Origin of the sequence: Phenylobacterium sp. (genome assembly GCF_036723115.1) — a bacterium.
Classification (GTDB): Bacteria; Pseudomonadota; Alphaproteobacteria; order Caulobacterales; family Caulobacteraceae; genus Phenylobacterium.
Map to the genome: position 1 here is coordinate 1 of NZ_DAIMHV010000233.1, position 2,380 is coordinate 2,380.

Here is a 2,380-nt window from a genome sequence, read left to right on the forward strand (position 1 = left end):
AGGTGGGGGCGCGCGCCCCAGGGGCAAGGGTCAGGCGCAAATGTCGGGGCGAAGGGTCAGCGACGCGGCCCCCGCTTCTTGATGACGCCCGAGAAGCTCATGACGTTCTCTCCGCCCGCGGTGATCAGGCCCCGGACGAAGACCATGGAACGGGCCGCGCGCACCACTTCGCCCGTGCATTCCACCAGCGAGCCTAAGGGCACAGCGCCGACGAACTCGCCATTGAAGGTGGCGGTCACGCTGTGCTGGCCCTCCAGCGCCTGGCGGGCGATCACGAACAGGGAGAAGTCGGCGAAGGTCATGATGCAGCCGCCGTGCATGAAGCCGCCGCCGTTCATGTGCTTCTTCTCGGCCCGGAAGGCGCAGCGGGGCGTGCCGTCGGGATCGTGGCGGAAATAGAAGGGGCCCGCATGGTCTTCGAAGGGATCAGACCCTTCCCAGGTGCGCCAGCCCGCCCATTCCCCCTCGGTGATCAGGCCGTTCGATCCTTCGCCGCCGCCGTCCATCGCTCAAATCCCCTCATGTCGCCTGTGGCGCGGGTTTGCCCCGCGCGCCTTGGACCAGTAGTTTGCCGGCCCGAAACAACCGGCCGCGCTTCGGGGCGTGGCCTAGGGGGCAAGGAGCGATCATGCAAGGCCGGACCGTCTATCTCTGTGCAGGTGTGCGCAGCCCCATCGGCCGTTATGGCGGCGCCCTGTCCAAGGTGCGGGCCGACGACCTGGCCGCCCATCCCATCAAGGCCCTGATGGAGCGCCTGCCCCAGGTGGACTGGGCCCAGGTGGACGAAGTGGTCTATGGCTGCGTCAACCAGGCCGGCGAGGATAATCGCAATGTGGCGCGCATGGCCCTGTTGCTGGCCGGCATGCCGAGCTCCGTGCCTGGGCTCACGGTCAACCGGCTCTGCGCCTCGGGCCTGGACGCCACCATCGCCGCGGCGCGCATGATCGCCGTGGGCGAGGCCGAGCTGGTGATCGCCGGCGGGGTGGAGAGCATGACCCGCTCGCCCTTCGTCATGGGCAAGGCCGACAGCGCCTTTTCGCGTTCGGCGGAGATCTTCGACACCACCATCGGCTGGCGCTTCGTCAATCCCAAGATGGCCAAGGACTACGGCGTCGATTCCATGCCCGAGACGGCGGAGAACGTGGCGACCGACTATCAGATCGCCCGGGCCGATCAGGACGCCTTCGCCGCCCGCAGCCAGCAGCGCTATGGCGCGGCCCAGGCCCGCGGCTATTTCGAGGGCGAGATCGCGCCCATCACCCTGAAGGACCGCAAGGGCGAGGTGGTGATCGCCGCCGACGAGCATCCGCGACCCGAGACGACGTTCGACGCGCTCCAGGGTCTGAAGCCCATCGTCCGCCCCGACGGCACGGTGACGGCCGGCAACGCCTCCGGCGTCAATGACGGGGCTGCGGCCCTGCTGCTGGCCTCGGCCGAAATGGTGCAGAAGCTCGGCCTGGAGCCCATTGCCCGTATCGAGGCCGGCGCCTCGGGCGGGGTGGCCCCGCGGGTCATGGGCGTGGGTCCTGTGCCGGCCGTGGAGAAGCTCTGCGCCCGGCTCGGCCTGTCGCCCAAGGACTTCGACGTGGTGGAGCTGAACGAGGCCTTCGCCGCCCAGGCCCTGGCCTGCACGCGGGCCTGGGGCCTGGCCGACGACGCCGAACACGTGAACCCGCACGGGGGCGCCATCGCCATCGGCCATCCCCTGGGCGCGTCGGGCGCGCGCATCGCGCTCACCGCCGCCCGCGCCATGCAGGAGCGGGGCGCCGAGCGGGCGCTCGCCACCATGTGCGTCGGCGTCGGCCAGGGCTCGGCCCTGGCGCTCGCCAAGCCCTGACCCGAAACCTCCCAGAGACAAGAAGAAGACCGCCATGGCCCTCGACGCCGAAACCCGCGATCAGCTGATCGACACCGTCCGCCGGTTCGTCTCCGAACGTCTGCGCCCCCTGGAGGCCCAGGTGTCGGAAACCGACACCATGCCCGACGAGGTCGTCGCCGAGATGAAGGAGCTGGGGCTCTTCGGCCTCTCCATTCCGGCGGAATATGGCGGTCTCGACCTCTCCATGGAGGACGAGTGCCTGGTGGCGGTGGAGCTCGGCCGGACCAGCCCGGCCTTCCGCTCGGCCTTCGGCACCAATGTGGGGATCGGCAGCCAGGGCCTGGTGATGTTCGGCTCCGACGAACAGAAGGCCAGGTTCCTGCCGGGCATCGCGTCGGGCGAGATCATCACCTCCTTCGCCCTCACCGAGCCCGAGGCCGGCTCGGACTCCGCCTCGGTTCAGACCCGCGCTGCGAAGGACGGCGACGCCTATGTCCTTAACGGCTCCAAGCGCTACATCACCAACGCCAACAAGGCCGACCTCTTCACGGTGATGGCCCG

At 69.5% G+C, this 2,380-nt stretch carries 3 protein-coding genes; 2 read left to right on the plus strand and 1 reads right to left on the minus strand.

The window, feature by feature from the left end; translation table 11 throughout:
* Positions 1 to 56: 56 nt before the first annotated feature.
* Complete coding sequence (locus tag V7D28_RS14905) at positions 57 to 506, minus strand: PaaI family thioesterase (RefSeq protein WP_333588166.1); 450 nt, start codon at positions 504 to 506, stop codon at positions 57 to 59.
* Positions 507 to 628: 122 nt separating this feature from the next.
* On the opposite strand from V7D28_RS14905, the gene pcaF reads away from it, so the two are divergent.
* A complete protein-coding gene (gene pcaF, locus V7D28_RS14910; protein WP_333588167.1) occupies positions 629 to 1,837 on the plus strand; it encodes a 3-oxoadipyl-CoA thiolase in 1,209 nt (402 codons plus the stop codon).
* A gap of 34 nt (positions 1,838 to 1,871) precedes the next feature.
* Positions 1,872 to 2,380, plus strand: a 509-nt coding sequence (locus V7D28_RS14915) for an acyl-CoA dehydrogenase family protein (protein ID WP_333588168.1), incomplete at its 3' end; no start/stop codon positions are given.